Origin of the sequence: Accumulibacter sp., assembly GCF_031732815.1 — a bacterium.
Lineage (GTDB): Bacteria > Pseudomonadota > Gammaproteobacteria > Burkholderiales > Rhodocyclaceae > Accumulibacter.
Map to the genome: position 1 here is coordinate 54,525 of NZ_JAVMKF010000303.1, position 15,616 is coordinate 70,140.

Genomic DNA, 15,616 nt, shown 5'->3' on the forward strand with positions numbered 1-15,616 from the left:
AGCGCTCCGATGCGCATCAGCACGAATCAGATCTACGGCGGCGCGGCACGCAGTATCGAGCGCAATCAAAGTCAGCTCGTCAGGCTGCAGAACCAGCTCTCGACCAATCGTCGGTTGCTCAGCCCGGCTGACGATCCGATCGCTGCGGCGCGTGCACTGACCGTCAGACAGAACCGCGAGGTTTCGGCGCAATATGGGGAGAACCAGCAGGAGGCGAGCGCACGCCTCGGACTCGTCGATGTGCAACTGACCGCGGTCGGCGACCTGCTGCAAAGCGTTCGCAGCCGCGTCGTCCAGGCTGGCAACACGATCCTGGCCGACAGCGATCGACAAGCAATGGCTGCCGAACTGGCGACGCGCTTCGACGAGCTGCTGGGTATTGCCAACAGCCGTAACGCAGATGGCGAGTACCTGTTCTCGGGCCACCAGGGGGCAACCGTACCCTTTGCCCGCAGCGCGGCGAGTTCGACCACGGCCGCCGCCACCTACTATGGTGACGACGGCCTGCGCTCGCTGCAGGTCGGACCATCGCAGCAGATGGCGACCAATGTTGCCGGCAGCGAGCTCTTCATGAACATCAGCGACGGCAACGGCAGTTTCTCGACCTCCGCCTTGGGCAACGGTAGCGGTAGTCTGCCGAATCAGGGCACGGGTCAGATCGATCCCGGATCAGTACTCGATCCGCAGAAATGGCGGGATGCCCTGGCCGGCGGCTTTCCCTGGCAAGGCGCGAGCAATCGTCAACTGCAGATTCAGTTCTCGTTGGCCGGCGGTACGCTCAGCTACCAGCTGTTCGACGCTTCCACTCCGCCTCCGCCGGCAGCGCCGCTCACACCGGTAGCGGTGAGCACCGTCCTCCCCTTTACCCCGGGACAGGCGATTCCCTTGGTGACGACGACGCAACCCCCGGCCACGCCGGTCAGCACTGACTTCGGCGCTCAGGTGGTGGTCAAGGGGACGCCGGCGGCGGGAGATACCTTTGCTATCGAACCCAGTACGAACAAGAGCATGTTTCAGACGGTGCAGGAACTGGTCGACCTGTTGCGTACGCCGTTGGGTTCGAGTACCGCCCGCTCGGATTTCATCGGGAAGCTGCAACAGCACTTGGTCAATGTCGACCAGGCGCTAGCCAACGTGAGCCGCGTGCAGTCCACCGTGGGTACTCGCCTGCAGCAACTCGATTCTCTGCTCAGCGCGACCACGGCCATCGACATACAGTACCAGGCGACGCTCTCCGCACTCGAGGATGTCGACTACGCGCAGGCGATCTCGGACTTCATGCGCCAGCAGGCAACCCTCGAAGCGGCAAAGAAGTCCTTTACTGCAATCAGTGACTTGAGTCTTTTCAACTACCTCTGATCGGTGGATCGCATGGTGCGCAGCTTGCTCCTCGTTGCCGTGTCGCTCGTGTCGGCGGCCTGCGCGAGCTCGCCGGAGGGTGGGGTAGCCGGCTCCGATTCACCACCAGCAGAGACCTCGTACTCGCAGTCGCCGAATCCAACGGTCAGGCCGAGCGCTGCCGAAGGCATCGCCCTGGCTGCCGCAGCGACCTATGCGCTACGTCATTACAGCGGCTCGGGCGTCGCTTTGGGCAACGCCGCGGCGGCGGCGATCGCTGCGTACTTCGTTTTTGACCCGCTCGCCGCCAATTGGACGATCGAGGAACGGATGCTGGACAGCTCAACCTTCCTGCTCTCGATGCGCGCCAAGAGTTTTCGCACGGGGGGTGATGGCGAATCGGGGCTGATCCTTCGTCGGCGCGCCAGCCAGTTGCAACGCGAGCGCGGCTCCTGCGCCTTCCGGATTGGCGACTACAGCGAAGGAATAGAATCCAGCACGCCCTTTACGCACCGCTACGCCGAGGGCGTCATACACCTGTTGAACAAGCCGCCATGCAATGCGGCAAAGCTCGGCGGATGACGGCTCGCGGGTGAGCCCGTGAGCAACACGCGATCGGGCGAATGGCTGGCTGACTGCGCATTCTCCCGGCGTACGTGTGTTCACCCGGCGAGAGTCGCTTGTCTGCCTGTGCCCAGGTTGCTGTCACCCCGGTCCAACCTCTGTCGCGCCGACTCCTCGCGTTGGCTAATGTCAACCGCGGACGAGGGAGAACGTTAGACGCAGCATGGGCGCCACGCCACATCGACAGGAGAAGACAGAATGGGAAGTCTGAGCACCGAGTCTTTTGACCAGTTTCTGGACTCACTCAAGGAAGCGGGTGTTGAGATCAGCAACGAAACCGAGTTGCGCGAGCGCTTGGCGGAGGCACAACGTTGGCGCTTTGCTTTCGCGACCTTGGCGACGAACGGTCGGCCATTGGGGATTCGCTTCCAGGACAAGCGTAGCGGTGCGAATGAAGCGGACATTCAGCAGGCACTGGCACGCTTTCAGTTCCCGGAAAGCCTGCAGACGGCGTTTGCTGCCAGTCTGAGATCCGAGCACTAGGTTTCGTCGTCGTTGCGGGCGGCGGTCAGGATGACCAGACGGGTGATCGTCGGCGCCTCGCGGCGGGGACTTGTTGAACTGGGGTGGCTAGGTGAGTCATAATGTGGGTATGAATGACTCTTCTCCAGTGGATCCGCGTCGCCGGCTCCGTGAACTTCTCACCATCCCGGAGCGCGACCGCACGGACGAGCAATGGGATGAAATCATTGACCTCGAGATCACTTTAGCGCCGGGCAATCGCGATACCGAGCGCTATCCTGAGAGGCCCGGTGAGCGGCAATCGGATAAGCGTTCGGGCGTTCCCGCACCGGGGCCGAGGCGGCCGGAGCTACGTAACAAGGTTCCCCGGCCGAATGTGCCGCGGCAGGAGACGCGGCCCCCGGTCGGACGACCGGAAGGGGCGCACGATGTCCCGCCGGATGGCAGGCCGCCCGATCCGCGCATGCCGAAACGCCACGGCCGACGGCCGCGCCGAGGGCCAGAGACCCCCGGCGAGGGTTGAGTCGCAAGGTGTCCGGCGTCGGGCCATGCCGGTTGCCGATGAGGCACGCCGGGAACCTGGCTTCCAGCGCCAAGCGGGCGGCCTTGCAACAGGCTGAGTTGCCCGCTTCGGGCTGCCCCGTCGGCCGGATCATCGCTTCAGTTCACGGTCCTGTCTGAGCGCGCAGCCACAGGCACTTGCCCTTGCTGGCTTCCTGTATTGCGGCAAGAATGCTTTCGTGCTCGGCAACTTCAACTGCGTCAGCGCGCCGAACGCGCTGCTCTCCGCGCGCGCTCGGCCCTGGGGCGTGCGCGCTGATCTGGGTCCGTCGGGCGGCAGCGTCATCGAGGTCGATGATCAAACTCTCCTGGCCACGCGTCATGGCGAGGTAGACTGCGGCCAGGATTTCCGCGTCGAGCAGGGCGCCGTGCAAGGTGCGTTTCGAGTTGTCGATGCCGTAACGCTCGCACAGCGCATTCAGGTTGTTCTTCTTTCCGGGATGCAGTTCCTTGGCCATGCGCAAGGTGTCGCAGATGCCGTGGCAGACGGTGTCCAGCGGCGCCATGTCGAGGCGTGCGAGCTCGGCATTGAGGAAGCCAATGTCGAACGGCGCATTGTGGATGATCAGTTCTGCGCCACGGACGAAATCGAGAAACTCAAGCGCGATCTCGCTGAAACGGGGTTTGTCGAGCAGAAACTCGCCATCAATACCATGTACCGACAAGGCGCCAGCGTCGATCGCACGCTCCGGATTCAGGTAGCGGTGGAAGCGACTGCCCGTAAGCCGGCGGTTGAGCATTTCGACACCGGCGATCTCGATGATCCGGTGTCCGAGCTTGTACTCGAGACCGGTCGTCTCGGTGTCGAGAAAAACCTGGCGCATTAGACTATTCCTCCATAGGGTTGAGCCTGTTGGGTAGTTGCCAGCTGGCCGCCAGAGGATCTTACTGCGTCACCCTCGGCTGGATCCAGCCAGCCGCTCGTGGTCGAGCGAGGGAACGGCCAGCGGCCCCCCGACGGCTGGCGCTCAGCGCCGACCGGGCTCGTCAGATCGCGCGTTGCGCGCTGCGCGGAGACCGTTCTGCAATCGATCCATGGCTTCGTTGGCCAGGCGGTCGGCACGTTCGTTGCCGATGTCACCAGCATGTCCTTTCACCCATATCCACCTTACCTTGTGCTCACTACACAGTTTGTCCAGACGCTGCCAGAGGTCTGCGTTCTTTACTGGGTTCTTCTCAGCGGTCAGCCATCCGTTGCGCTTCCAATTACCTATCCAATCGCTGATGCCCTTTTGCACATACTGCGAATCGGTATGCAGATCGACCGTACATGATCGGGTGAGCGCCTGAAGTGCGCAGATGGCGGCGGTAAGCTCCATCCGGTTGTTCGTCGTATTCGCTTCGCTGCCACACAGTTCCTTCTCTTGTCCGTTTGCCATCAGGAGGACGCCCCAGCCGCCCGGGCCGGGGTTGCCGCGGCAGCCACCGTCGGCGTAAATCCTGACCAGCACCTCACTGTTCATGCAGTTCGCCCTCCTTCTGACTGACGATGGAGAGCCCTTTGCGCGCCGCTCGTGCGCGCTTCCAGCCGGGAAGGATCAGGCGCATGCCATGCACGCGTTTGACGGCGCAGACAAGGTAGACGCCGCCCGCAAAGGCCCACCAGCGACAACCCAGAGTCTCCATCAACTGCCAGCGTCGCAACCAGCGTTCGCGCTCGAAAGGCGGCGCATAGCAACCGAAGGCCGCTCGGTCGACCTCGAAGCCAAGCAACTGCAGCCAGTCCTTCAGGCGCAGGACGGACAGGTAGGCTCCATTCCAGGGGAACTGCGCGGAACGCCCGGCGAGTCGTCGACGCAGGCCCCAGATCGAGAGCGGATTGAAGCCGCTGATCACCAACATGCCTTCTGGAATCAGCACACGCTCGACTTCGCGTAGTATCTGGTGTGGGTCATCGTGAAACTCGACGACGTGTGGCATGACGATGAGATCAATGCTATGGGCGGCGAAAGGTATTTGTCGCAGGTCGCAGCGGACATCGGCATCGCCTGTCTCATCGACCGTCTGGCGTAGTGGGATACGGTTCTGCGCCAACAGGTTGCACTGCGGCAAACCGAGCTGCAAGGCGTTGTAGCCGAAAACGTCGGCCACCGCGCTGCTTATCATGTCCTGCTCCCAGGCCATGACGTAACGCCCTTGTGGGCTCTGCAGCCAGGCTTCCAGGCCGGGATTTGACATTCTCAGTGGTTCTTCCACAATGGGCACATGTTCGACATCATTCAGATTCCGGCGTTCAAGGATAACTACATCTGGCTCCTGCGCAAGGGTCGGCAGGCCGTCGTTGTGGACCCGGGTGATGCACAGCCGGTTCTTGAAGCGCTCGCGCGCGAGTCTCTGCAACTCACTGACATTCTCATTACCCATCATCACGCCGATCACCAGGGCGGCGTCGGCGGGCTGCTGGCGCGCTACCGGGCCGAAGTCCACGGCCCGTCAAGCGAAACGATTACCGGCTTGACGCAGCCGTTGCAGGGTGGGGAGACGGTCCAGCTCGCTTCGCTTGGTATCTCATTCGAAGTGTTGGCGCTACCTGGGCACACCCGCGGACACTTGGCGTATTATGGCGCAGGCTGCCTTTTTTGTGGCGATACCCTCTTTGGCGGGGGGTGCGGCCGTGTTTTCGAAGGTACGGCCGAGCAGATGTTTGCTTCGCTGACTCGCCTGGCGGCGCTGCCGGACGAAACGGCGGTTTACTGCGCGCACGAGTATACCGAGGCCAACCTGCGCTTTGCGCTCGCCGTCGAACCGGGGAATGATCGTCTGCGCAGGCGGGTTGATGAGGTCGGGCTGGCGCGCGCCAAGGCGTCCTCGACGATCCCATCGACGATTGGCCTGGAGAAGGAGAGCAATCCCTTCTTGCGGTGTCATGTGCCGGAAGTCATTGTTGCCGCTCGTCGTCGCGTTGTCGGGGTGACCGACGGGCCGGCCGTGTTTGCTGCGCTGCGTAACTGGAAGAACGTTTTCTGAGCCGCGTCAGGCATCGTCCGGTCGATGGTCCGAGTGCTTGCTTGCCTGTCGCGCACGGCTGATCGTGTCGAGGACCTTGCCCGGTTTAAACGGCTTGATGATGAATCCGCCAGCTCCGCTCTGAATCGATTCGCGGACATTGTCAACGCTGGGACTACCCGTGATCATGACGACGGCGATCTGCGGGTGCATCGCCTTGATCGCCTGCAAGGCTTCGAGGCCGTCCATCTCGGGCATCATCAAGTCCATGCAAACGACGTCCGGGCGCAGGCGTTCGGCCAGTTCAAGGGCGACGACACCGTTTTTCGCTTCACCGACGACATCGTAGTCGCCATTGCGCAGAATGCTGCGCAGCAGCGTCCGGACCACGTCATTGTCGTCTACGATCAGCACCTTCGGCCGATTTGACGGCGCAGCATTCGCGTTCTTCACTTGCCAACCTCGTTCAGCTTCTGCCCTTTCCGAGTAGACCGACGCATGTTGGCGCGGGGCCAGTGCGGCAGAAACCTCTTCGTGCTAAATTGAAGCCTTTCCAGTTCACTCCAGCCTCGCCGAAATGTCTGACAACAAACCGCCCGCCACGGCGAAAGCCCGCGTGAACATCAAGAAAGCAGGGCTGTATGTGGTCCTGGCCCTGTTCGTCATCGGTGCCCTAGGTTTTCTTGTCCTGCCTCCGGTGGTCAGCTCCTTGCTGACCGACCAGCTCTCCAGAGTTCTGCACCGCCCGGTCGAGGTCGGAAGCGTGAGCATAAACCCGTACACACTGTCTGCGCAAGTTGCCGGTCTGCGCGTTGGCGAAAAGGGCGGTGGGCCGGCGGTAGTCAGCTTCGAGACTCTGTTTGTCGATGTTGCCTGGGGCTCACTGCTGCGCGGCGGGCCGGTGGTCAGCGAGGTGAGCCTGGTTGCGCCCATGGTGAGGTTGGTTCGCCTGCCCGATGGTCGCCTCAATTTCAGCGATTTGATCGACGAGTTCATGGCGAGACCGGAGACGAACGATCCGACCCCGCGCTTCTCGATCAACAACATCAAGGTCAGCGGTGGCAAGGTCGAGTTCGACGACCAGATGCTGGCGGAAAGCCATCTGATCAGCGACATCAACATCGGCCTGCCTTTCATCTCCACCTTGCCGGATTCCAGCGAGATTTTCGTCGAGCCGGTGTTCTCAGCGTCGATCGACGGCGCGCCGCTGGCCGTACAGGGCCGGAGCAAACCGTTCGCCGACTCGCAGGAGAGCGAAATCACATTCGCTCTGCATGCGGTTCAAGTGGGCAGATACCTCGGCTACTCACCGGTTCGCCTGCCGATCAAAGTTCTCTCGGGGGTGCTCGACGGTGACCTGAAGATCGTTTTCAAACGCAATCGCGAAGAAGGTCCGTCGCTCAGCCTGGCGGGAACAGCGGCGCTGGCTGATCTTGCCGTGCAGGATACCGGCGGCGCACCTCTGCTCGCGCTGAAGCGTCTGGAAGTATCGGCGGCCTCGCTTGATCCATTCCGTCGACGCTTTGCCGTCGATCGGATTGCCGTTGATTCGCCTGAAATCCACGCACGCGTAGGTCGCCAGGGTGAGGTCAACTGGATCGAGTACTTCAAACAGGAGAGTGTTGCACGGCGGGCGTCTTCCGCCGAGACCGCAGCACCGGCAGCGGCGCCACCGGTCGAGTGGTCACTGGCTGAGGTGAAGATCTCCGGTGGTACCTTGCGCTGGCTGGACGAGTCGCACGGCACTCCTTTCAAGGCGAGTGTCGAGGGTGTTGAAGTCAACTTGGGGAAACTCGACAGCCGGGGTGGCCAACCGACTACGTTCGACGCGGCCTGGCGTGTTGATTTCGCCCAATGGCTGAAGACCGACGCAGTTGCCGTTCGTGGCGGGCGGCTTGATCTGGTCAAGCGCGAGATCACGATCGAGGAAGTCAGCTCGCGTACGGCGCGTGTCCTGCTGCGGCGAACCTCTGATGGTCGGATCGAATTCGTCCCACCGCCGCAGTTGCGTGCGGTTGCGGCGGCGCGGACTGATCCGCAGGGGCCATGGAAGATTGTTGTCAGCAAGTATCGTGGCGATGATCTTGCAGTGCGCTTTGAGGATGCGGCGGTTTCGCCGGTGGTGACGCACACTATCGAGGGGATGAATCTCCTGCTGGAGAATGTTTCGAGCGATCTGGCGCAGAAGATGCGGCTATCGACGCGTTTTCGCCTGAACCGCAAAGGGGAGGTTGACTTGGCGGGGAATGTTCGTCCGTCGCCGCTCGATGTCGACCTCAAGCTGGCGCTTAAGACGGTCGAGTTGCTGCCCCTGCAACCGTACTTCACCGAGCGACTGAACATCGACCTGACGCGCGGGCAGGTGACGCTGGCTGGCAATGCGCAGTTGCGCCAGACGAATTCCGGCGCTTTCGAGGCTGGCAAACTGAGCGGCGGATTCTCCGGTCAGATCACAGTGGGCGATCTGCAAGCGGTAGACAAGCTCAACTCGGCTGACTTCGTGAAGTGGAAGTCGCTGTACTTCGGTCAGATTGACGCCAGGTTGAACCCGAATTCGCTGTCGATCGGTCAGGTTGCGCTGGCCGATTTCTTCGCTCGCGTGATCGTCAGTCGTCAAGGCGAACTGAACCTTCTTCAGATCGTTCGGCAGCCCGAGACGCGCGCCGCGCCGGCTCCGGCGGCGAGGGTTGCGACCAAGGTGGCGAGTGGCAAGGCGACGGCGGCAAATGCGGCGAGCGAGCCGGCGCTGCCACCGATCAGCATCGGCAAGGTCACCTTGCAGGGCGGCGACATCAGGTTTACCGACAACTTCGTCAAGCCCAACTATTCGGCGAATCTGCGCCAGGTTGGGGGAACGATCAGCGGCCTGTCATCAGCCCCGAATACGGTGGCCAGCCTTGATCTACGCGGCACCTACGACAACATCGCGCCGCTGACCATCGCCGGTCAGCTCAATCCGCTGGCCAGCACCCCCTCGCTCGACTTGCAGGCCGATGTCAAGGGAATAGAGATGACCTCGCTCTCGCCCTACTCGGGCAAGTATGCCGGCTACGCGATCGAGAAAGGCAAGCTTTCGCTTTTTGTCAAATACAAGATCAATGACCGGCAACTGAGTGCGGAGAACCGCATCTTCCTCGATCAGCTGACCTTTGGGAGCCCGGTTGAGAGCCCGGACGCGACGAAACTCCCGGTGACGCTTGCCGTCGCGCTGCTGAAGAACCGAAACGGCGAGATCGATATCAATCTGCCGATTTCAGGTTCGCTTGACGATCCTGAGTTCAGCGTGGGCGGGCTGATCGTCAAGGTCGTAGTCAATCTGCTGGGCAAAGCGCTCACCTCACCGTTCGCCTTGCTGGGCGCTGTCTTCGGTAGCGGCGAGGAGTTGTCCAGCCTGGATTTCGACTCCGGGCGCGCCGCAATAGGCGGCGACGCGGCACAGCGACTCGACAAACTCGGCAAGGCGCTGCTCGACCGACCGGCACTCAAGCTCGAGATCCAGGGCACAGCTGATCCGGAAGCGGATTCGGAGGGCTTGAAACGAGATCGCCTCGAGCGCAAGGTCAAGGCGCTGCAGCGCGAGGAGCTGACCCGGAAGGCCGTGCAATCCGGCTCGGCCGACGAGATCGTGGTTTCGGCCAAGGACTATCCTGTCCTCCTCGAACGCGTCTATCGCAACGAGAAGTTTCCCAAACCGCGCAACTTCGTCGGCTTGGTCAAAGGTCTGCCAGGTAGTGAAATGGAAAAGCTGATCCTCGCCAACTCGAGCATCGACGAGGAAGATCTGCGCGACCTGGCCGATCGGCGGGCAAAGGCGGTACGCGACTGGTTGCTGGCGCACGACGTTCCCGGCGAGCGCGTCTTCCTTTTGCCGGGCAAAGTAGGGTCGTCGGATGTCAAGAGTGAGCCGGCTGCCCCCACCAAGGGCGGCCGTACCGTCTTTTCGCTAAGGTAGGTGGCACGCCACGCTTCGCGCAGGCGCGCTGCGCGGAAGCTTACCAGAGCCTCCACCAAGGTGCCTGGTTTTGCGCCAAGCCACGCGTATAGTACTCGCTTTGCGGGAAATTCTTGCGCATGACGCGATTGGCATCGTCGCGCAAATCGGTCAGGCCAAGCGCATCGTAAGCGCTGACCATGATGAACAAAGCCTCTTCATTAGCCGGGGTATCGGGGTAGTTCTTTACCGCGTATTGCGCCCGGTTCGCCGCCGCCAGATAGGCGCCGCGCTTCATGTAATAGCGTGCCACATGCAACTCGAGGCGGGCCAGCGCATTGACCAGGTATTTCATCCGCATCAGTGCGTCGGGCGTGTACTTGCTGTCGGGAAAACGGGTGACCAGTTCCTTGAAGGCGTCGAACGATTCGCGCGCACCTTTCGGGTCGCGCTCGCTCATGTCCTGGCTGCTGATTGCTCCCAGAATTCCCTGGTCTTCGTTGAAATTGATCAGGCCGCGCAGGTAGTGCACATAATCCACATTCGGATGGTTTGGATGCAGCTTGATGAAGCGGTCGCAGGCGGCAAGTGCCGAGGCCGGTTCGAAGTCCTTCCAGTAGGCGTAAGCAATTTCGATCTGCGCTTGCTGGGCGTACCTCCCGTAGGGGTAGCGCGATTCGAGCTTTTCAAAGTACTTGATGGCCTTGGCGTACGAGCCCTCGTTCAGCGCGTCCTTGGCTTCCGTATAGAGCTTGTTTGCCGACCAGCCGGCAGTTTCATCCTTCTCAGCTGGCAACAGCCCGCAGCCAGCGATGAGCGAGGTTACGATAAACGCTGTGATAAGGGCTAAACTACGCATGATGGGGAAGCCAGAGAAAATGGAAGCGCCGGCTGGCGCCACGCGCCGGGTAACGGAGGCGCCCGATTATAGCGCAAACGCCCGAGTTGCCTTCAGCGTGCCGGTGGAATGCGCAGGTTGGCGTCTTGATCAGGTTCTCGCCCGTTTGCTGGCCGATCACTCGCGCAGCCGCTTGCAGACCTGGGTGCGGGCAGGGCGGGTAGCTGTTGCCGGCGTACCGACTGTCGAGCCTCGGCGCAAGCTTTGGGGCGGCGAACTGATCGAACTCGCCGAGGCGCCCGATGAACGGCGCGCGCCGGCAACTCCTGAGAACATGCCGCTGCGCATAGTCTTCGAGGACGACAGTCTGCTGGTTCTCGACAAGCCGCCCGGGTTGGTTGTCCACCCAGGCAATGGCAACTGGCAAGGCACCCTGCTCAACGCGCTGTTGCACCACGCACCACAACTCGACCTCTTGCCGCGGGCGGGAATCGTCCATCGTCTCGACAAGGACACCTCGGGTTTGCTGGTAGTCGCCAAGACGCTCGAGGCGCAAACCCATCTCGTCCGCCAGTTGCAGGCGCGCAGCGTGCAGAGGCTTTATCGGGCGTTGGTACACGGCGTGCTCAGGCAGGCCGGCACCGTCGATGCGCCGATTGGCCGCCACCCTGCGGTGCGCACGCGGATGGCTGTAGTCAGCAGCGGCAAGCCGGCACGGACTGCATATCGCGTGCTCGAACATTTTCTCGCCTGCAGCTTGATCGAGTGTGCGCTGGAAACTGGGCGGACGCATCAGATCCGGGTGCATATGACGGCCATTGGCCATCCGTTGATCGGCGATCCGGTCTACGCCGGCAGTCGCGGCCGGACATCGCTGCACAGTTTGCTGCCGCGCCAGGCGTTGCATGCCTGGCGCCTGGCTTTGAGCCATCCGCAACATGGGAAAGCGATGGCGTGGACCTCGGATCTGCCTGACGACTTGCTCGCGGTGATTGAACGCTTGCGCCGCCAAGCGACCGCCGCCGGTGGCCACGGTGCGCGCCGCGCGCTGTCGGCGGGCGGAGAGACCGAGCTTGCCGCTTGCCGGCTGGGCAGCCGGGCTTTGGCGCCAGCGCTCGCCGGCGCAGAGGAGGATGGCGTGGGCGGTTGGGAAGACGAGGAGAGCGGTGACCAGTAGCCGCAGCGACTGGCTCGTCGCCGAGTGGCCGGCACCGCGAGCGGTGCGTAGCCTGTTGACGACGCGGTCGGGCGGCGTCAGTCGCCCTCCCTTTGCCAGCCTCAATCTTGGCGATCATGTCGGCGACGACGCTCTGGCGGTTAGCATCAATCGGCAGCGCTTGGCCGCCCACCTGCCGGCTGCTCCGCGTTGGCTGCAGCAGGTGCACGGTACGAGTGTCGTCGAGGTGCATGGCGGGGAAGAAGAATCAGCAACGCCGCGCGCGGATGCGGCGCTGACGCGCGTTCCGGGAGTGGTCTGCGGCGTGCTGACAGCCGATTGTCTGCCGTTGCTACTGTGTGATCGTCCCGGTAGCGTCGTCGCTGCGGTACACGCCGGATGGCGGGGCTTGCTGGCGGGTGTCGTACAAACAACGGTTCGAGCGATGGCGGTCGACGGCAGAGATCTGCTGGCCTACCTCGGCCCGGCGATCGGGCCGCAGGCATTCGTCGTCGGTGACGAGGTGCGCAGCGCTTTTGTCGATTCGGCAGGGCGCTCTGCGGCTGCCTTCCGGCCACTTGCCGCGGACTGCCGCACGGCGGCGTCGGCGGGCGAGGCGAGCGGTCGAACGGAGTCGCAGTTCTGGCTGGCTGACCTCTATCTGCTGGCACGTCAGGCGTTGGCCGAGGTCGGCGTCGAGACCAGCTTCGGCGGAGAACACTGTACAGTGAGTGACGCGCGGCGCTTCTTTTCCTACCGTCGCGACGGAGCGACCGGGCGGATGGCCTCGCTGATCTGGCTGGCGACCGACTGATCAGTCGGCCGGTGGACGCGAACCGCCGTGCTCCTCGTGGGTGGCCGGCCGGCGGTTCTCCACGCGCCGTCGGCGCGCTGATCGGGAGAATAGCCAGACGAGCAGCGCAACCGGCAGCAAGCCATAGAAAACAAAGCTCAGCGTGGCGGCGACGAGATTGTTTTCGGTCAGCGCCATGAGCAGGGTCACGTAAAGCCAAGCTATTGCGACGATGTGCATCGGGCGAGATTATACGGTGCCGGAGCGGGGGCGGCGGTGTGTACGGGGGCGCTTGTCGTCTGCTGCACGCCTGGCTGGCAGGGTCGGCAGGCAACTGTACATCGTCATATCGCCAATTGTTTATTGACAGGCCCGATGCTGCAATGCAGAATCGCCGGTCGGGGCGATCGGCCCTGACCGTAGGGGATTGCAGTGTATGGGTGGCGGTGCCTTGCCGCAGCTCGTCTCATTCGTCAACAGGAAAGGAAAGAACTATGACACAACGTGTTGCTTTGGTTACGGGAGCCATGGGCGGGATCGGTACGGCCATCTGTCAGGAACTGGCCAAGGCTGGTCACAAGGTGGTCGCTGCCTATCATCCGGAGTTCGACAAGCCGGCCGAGTGGACCAAGGCCATGGCAGAGGCTGGGTTCAACGACTTCATCTGCGTTGCTGGCGACGTTTCCGACTATGACACGTGTGTCGCGTTGGTCGCCGAGGCGGAAGCGAAGGCGGGTCCGATCGACATCCTGGTCAATAACGCTGGCATCACGCGTGACCGGATGTTTGCCAAGATGGAAGTAGGACAGTGGAATGCCGTGATCTCGACCAACCTGTCGAGTCTGTTCAACATGACCAAGCAGGTTTCGGCGAAGATGGCCGAGCGCGGCTGGGGCCGGATCATCAACATCTCGTCCGTGAATGGGCTGCGCGGCCAGGCTGGGCAAACGAACTATTCGGCCGCCAAGGCGGGAGTGATCGGTTTCACCAAGGCATTGGCGGCCGAAGTGGCGGCCAAGGGCGTTACCGTGAATGCGATTACGCCGGGCTACGTCGCAACGCCGATGGTCATGGCGATCAAGCCCGAGATTCTGCAAAGCATCATCGAGACTGTTCCGATGAAGCGGCTGGCCCGGCCCGAAGAGATCGGCGGCGCCTGTGTTTACCTGGCTTCGGATATTGCTGGTTTCATGACCGGGTCGACGATGAACATCTGTGGCGGTCTTTACTACCAGTAAGGGTAGACTTCTCATTCGGCAAGGCGAGACAGGCTCCGCGAGGAGCCTGTCTTTTTTTCGCCGGAGTATAATTGTGGTGCACCGCACCAACGGGCGCCGGAAAGTCCGTCGAGTCATCCGCCAATGGAGGAAAGGGTCACCATGCCCGAGCAGCAGCCACGACTGATCAAGAAGTATCCCAACCGTCGTCTCTATGATACGAAGACGAGCGCCTACATCACACTGAGCGATGTCAAGGATCTTGTCCTGGCACGCGAGCACTTCAACGTGCTGGACGCCAAGACGAGTGAGGACATTACGCGCAGCATTCTCCTGCAGATCATCCTCGAGGAAGAAGCTGCTGGTATTCCACTTTTTACAACAGAGTTACTGGCCCAGATGATCCGCTTCTACGGTCATGCCATGCAGGGAATGCTCGGCAAGTACCTTGAGACGAACATCAAGTCCTTCATCGAGTTCCAGAAGAAGCTGCAGGAACAGTCGCAATCGCTCTATGGCGAAAGCAACAGTCAGATGCAGAGCGACATGTGGTCGCAGTTCATGAACTTCCAGGGCCCGGCGATGCAGACGATGATGGCTACCTACATGGAGCAGAGCCGAAAGATGCTGCACCAGATGCAGGATCAACTGAAAACGCAAACCCGTACACTATTTACGAGCATACAAATCCCCGGCTTCGTCAGCGACAAGCCGAGCAAAGACGGGGATCAGTAAAGCGCGCTGGCGCGCGCCTCGCATTCCATTTCGGCTGGCCTCTCCCGCTGCGCGTTGCCGCGCGTGCGGGATGACCGCGCCGCTAGCCTGACTCAGCGCAGCAGCGCGACGTAGGTCGCCGCGATGATCGCAGTCGTGATCACGCCGCTGATATTGGCGCCGAGAGCCTGGGGCAGAATGATCGCGCTCGGGTTGGCGTCGGTAGCGATCTTCTGGACGACCTTGGCCGTCGTCGGAACACAACTGACGCCGGCAATTCCGATCATCGGGTTGAACTTCTTGCCGGACCAGAAGTAAAGCAGATAGCCGCCGAGCAGACCGCCAAGTGCCGAGATGGTCAGAGCCAGCATGCCGAGCAGCAGGAGCTTGAGGACCGTCGGATCGAGCAGCGTATTCGCTTCGCACAGCACACCCAGCGTCAGGCCAAGAAAGAACGTTGCGCCATACAGGAAGGTCTCGCCGATCAGCTTGGTGAAGACATCGATACCGCTTTCGCGAACAGCAACGCCGAGGAACAGCGAGAAGAAGAGCGGCGCGGCAACGGGAAAGAGGAGGCAGAGCAGCGTACACGCAACGACGGCGAAAGTCAGTTTCTGCGAGCGGCTGATCTTTGGTCCGCGATCGCTGCTCATGTCAAGCCCCCGGATATGCTTGGGCACAAGCCACTTGATCAGGTAGGGGTAGGCACCGTAGGTCAGCCCAAGATAGAGGTAGCCAACGACGGTGATCGGAACGAAGAGATTCTTCGCCAGAACGAGCGAAGCGAACAAGACCATTGGTCCGTCGGCACCGCCAATCGTTGCCACCGCTGCCGCTTCGCCCTGTTCGAGGCCGATGCTCATGGCGATCGGGAAGACGGCGATTGTGCCGAGCTCGGCGAAAAGCGCGATGAACATGCTCTGAAAGGGGCGTGCCATCACATACCCGACATCGAGCAGCACGCCGATACCCATGAAAACAAGACAGGCGATCAGGCCGTTGCTGAAAGTCAGCGTGTAGATCGGTTGCAGCCAGT

Annotated in this window: 16 protein-coding genes; 9 read left to right on the forward strand and 7 right to left on the reverse strand. The window is 61.9% G+C overall.

Annotated features, from left to right (window positions below; all coding sequences use genetic code 11):
• The first annotated feature begins 9 nt into the window (after positions 1-9).
• From flgL to RKP46_RS17885, 3 genes are all read left to right on the forward strand, one after another.
• Positions 10-1,359: a flagellar hook-associated protein FlgL gene (flgL, locus tag RKP46_RS17875; protein WP_311107882.1), complete on the forward strand. Its 1,350-nt coding sequence runs from the start codon at positions 10-12 to the stop codon at positions 1,357-1,359.
• Positions 1,360-1,371: 12 nt separating this feature from the next.
• Positions 1,372-1,920, forward strand: coding sequence for a hypothetical protein (locus RKP46_RS17880; RefSeq protein ID WP_311107883.1), 549 nt, complete (start codon positions 1,372-1,374; stop codon positions 1,918-1,920).
• A 240-nt stretch (positions 1,921-2,160) separates the two neighbouring features.
• A complete protein-coding gene (locus tag RKP46_RS17885) occupies positions 2,161-2,445 on the forward strand; it encodes a hypothetical protein (protein WP_311107884.1) in 285 nt (94 codons plus the stop codon).
• 644 nt (positions 2,446-3,089) lie between these two features.
• Here the strand turns inward: RKP46_RS17885 and dnaQ are convergent.
• From dnaQ to RKP46_RS17900, 3 genes are all read right to left on the reverse strand, one after another.
• A complete protein-coding gene (gene dnaQ / locus RKP46_RS17890; RefSeq protein WP_311107885.1) occupies positions 3,090-3,809 on the reverse strand; it encodes a DNA polymerase III subunit epsilon in 720 nt (239 codons plus the stop codon).
• A gap of 144 nt (positions 3,810-3,953) precedes the next feature.
• Positions 3,954-4,448: a ribonuclease HI gene (gene rnhA, locus RKP46_RS17895; RefSeq protein WP_311107886.1), complete on the reverse strand. Its 495-nt coding sequence runs from the start codon at positions 4,446-4,448 to the stop codon at positions 3,954-3,956.
• A complete protein-coding gene (locus tag RKP46_RS17900) occupies positions 4,438-5,163 on the reverse strand; it encodes a class I SAM-dependent methyltransferase (RefSeq protein WP_311107887.1) in 726 nt (241 codons plus the stop codon). The genes rnhA and RKP46_RS17900 overlap by 11 nt, the downstream gene beginning before the upstream one ends.
• Before the next feature lie 27 nt (positions 5,164-5,190).
• Between RKP46_RS17900 and gloB the strand changes: the two genes are divergently transcribed.
• A complete protein-coding gene (gloB, locus tag RKP46_RS17905; protein WP_311107888.1) occupies positions 5,191-5,952 on the forward strand; it encodes a hydroxyacylglutathione hydrolase in 762 nt (253 codons plus the stop codon).
• 6 nt (positions 5,953-5,958) lie between these two features.
• Here gloB and RKP46_RS17910 read toward each other — a convergent pair whose 3' ends face one another.
• Positions 5,959-6,384, reverse strand: a complete 426-nt coding sequence (locus tag RKP46_RS17910) for a response regulator (RefSeq protein WP_311107889.1) — start codon at positions 6,382-6,384, stop codon at positions 5,959-5,961.
• 163 nt (positions 6,385-6,547) lie between these two features.
• Here RKP46_RS17910 and RKP46_RS17915 point away from each other — a divergent pair, with 163 nt between their 5' ends.
• On the forward strand, positions 6,548-9,883 hold the full coding sequence (locus tag RKP46_RS17915; protein ID WP_311107890.1) for a DUF748 domain-containing protein: 3,336 nt from the start codon (positions 6,548-6,550) through the stop codon (positions 9,881-9,883).
• 40 nt (positions 9,884-9,923) lie between these two features.
• On the opposite strand, the gene RKP46_RS17920 is transcribed toward RKP46_RS17915, so the two are convergent.
• Complete coding sequence (locus RKP46_RS17920) at positions 9,924-10,721, reverse strand: outer membrane protein assembly factor BamD (RefSeq protein ID WP_311107891.1); 798 nt, start codon at positions 10,719-10,721, stop codon at positions 9,924-9,926.
• Between RKP46_RS17920 and rluD the strand changes: the two genes are divergently transcribed.
• Both rluD and pgeF read left to right on the forward strand, forming a co-directional pair.
• Positions 10,720-11,877 carry a 23S rRNA pseudouridine(1911/1915/1917) synthase RluD gene (rluD, locus tag RKP46_RS17925; RefSeq protein ID WP_311107892.1) on the forward strand — a complete coding sequence of 386 codons (1,158 nt, stop codon included), beginning with the start codon at positions 10,720-10,722 and terminating at the stop codon, positions 11,875-11,877. The genes RKP46_RS17920 and rluD overlap by 2 nt on opposite strands.
• On the forward strand, positions 11,867-12,670 hold the full coding sequence (gene pgeF, locus RKP46_RS17930; protein WP_311107893.1) for a peptidoglycan editing factor PgeF: 804 nt from the start codon (positions 11,867-11,869) through the stop codon (positions 12,668-12,670). The genes rluD and pgeF overlap by 11 nt, the downstream gene beginning before the upstream one ends.
• Here the strand turns inward: pgeF and RKP46_RS17935 are convergent, their stop codons facing one another.
• Positions 12,671-12,889: a hypothetical protein gene (locus RKP46_RS17935; RefSeq protein ID WP_311107894.1), complete on the reverse strand. Its 219-nt coding sequence runs from the start codon at positions 12,887-12,889 to the stop codon at positions 12,671-12,673.
• A gap of 254 nt (positions 12,890-13,143) precedes the next feature.
• On the opposite strand from RKP46_RS17935, the gene phbB reads away from it, so the two are divergent.
• Both phbB and phaR read left to right on the forward strand, forming a co-directional pair.
• Positions 13,144-13,887, forward strand: a complete 744-nt coding sequence (phbB, locus tag RKP46_RS17940) for an acetoacetyl-CoA reductase (RefSeq protein ID WP_311107895.1) — start codon at positions 13,144-13,146, stop codon at positions 13,885-13,887.
• A 141-nt stretch (positions 13,888-14,028) separates the two neighbouring features.
• Positions 14,029-14,601, forward strand: coding sequence for a polyhydroxyalkanoate synthesis repressor PhaR (phaR, locus tag RKP46_RS17945; RefSeq protein WP_311107896.1), 573 nt, complete (start codon positions 14,029-14,031; stop codon positions 14,599-14,601).
• A gap of 92 nt (positions 14,602-14,693) precedes the next feature.
• On the opposite strand, the gene RKP46_RS17950 is transcribed toward phaR, so the two are convergent.
• The coding region (locus RKP46_RS17950; RefSeq protein ID WP_311107897.1) for a sodium ion-translocating decarboxylase subunit beta at positions 14,694-15,616 on the reverse strand (923 nt) is incomplete at its 5' end.